The 1123-nt window shown below is 51.1% G+C and carries 1 rRNA gene; it reads right to left on the minus strand.

The window, feature by feature from the left end:
- Positions 1-1123 (minus strand): 23S ribosomal RNA (locus L6D80_RS29825); the annotation flags it as partial.

A 1123-nucleotide genomic window follows, 5' to 3' on the forward strand; every position in this document is an offset into this window, starting at 1 on the left:
TCAGCCTACCACCTTAAACTTGGACAACCAACGCCAAGCTGGCCTAGCCTTCTCCGTCCCTCCATCGCAATAACTGGAAGTACAGGAATATTAACCTGTTTTCCATCGACTACGCTTTTCAGCCTCGCCTTAGGGACCGACTAACCCTGCGTCGATTAACGTTGCGCAGGAAACCTTGGTCTTTCGGCGTGCGAGTTTTTCACTCGCATTGTCGTTACTCATGTCAGCATTCGCACTTCTGATACCTCCAGCAAGCTTCTCAACTCACCTTCACAGGCTTACAGAACGCTCCTCTACCGCATCACCAAAGGTGATACCCGTAGCTTCGGTGCATGGTTTGAGCCCCGTTACATCTTCCGCGCAGGCCGACTCGACTAGTGAGCTATTACGCTTTCTTTAAAGGATGGCTGCTTCTAAGCCAACCTCCTAGCTGTCTAAGCCTTCCCACATCGTTTCCCACTTAACCATGACTTTGGGACCTTAGCTGACGGTCTGGGTTGTTTCCCTTTTCACGACGGACGTTAGCACCCGCCGTGTGTCTCCCATGCTCGGCACTTGTAGGTATTCGGAGTTTGCATCGGTTTGGTAAGTCGGGATGACCCCCTAGCCGAAACAGTGCTCTACCCCCTACAGTGATACATGAGGCGCTACCTAAATAGCTTTCGAGGAGAACCAGCTATCTCCGAGCTTGATTAGCCTTTCACTCCGATCCACAGGTCATCCGCTAACTTTTCAACGGTAGTCGGTTCGGTCCTCCAGTCAGTGTTACCTAACCTTCAACCTGCCCATGGATAGATCGCCCGGTTTCGGGTCTATACCCAGCGACTAAACGCCCTATTAAGACTCGCTTTCGCTACGCCTCCCCTATTCGGTTAAGCTCGCCACTGAATATAAGTCGCTGACCCATTATACAAAAGGTACGCAGTCACCTAACAAAGTAGGCTCCCACTGCTTGTACGCATACGGTTTCAGGTTCTATTTCACTCCCCTCTCCGGGGTTCTTTTCGCCTTTCCCTCACGGTACTGGTTCACTATCGGTCAGTCAGTAGTATTTAGCCTTGGAGGATGGTCCCCCCATGTTCAGACAAAGTTTCTCGTGCTCCGTCCTACTCGATTTCATTGA

Origin of the sequence: Pseudomonas ceruminis, from assembly GCF_021602025.1 — a bacterium.
Classification (GTDB): Bacteria; Pseudomonadota; Gammaproteobacteria; order Pseudomonadales; family Pseudomonadaceae; genus Aquipseudomonas; species Aquipseudomonas ceruminis.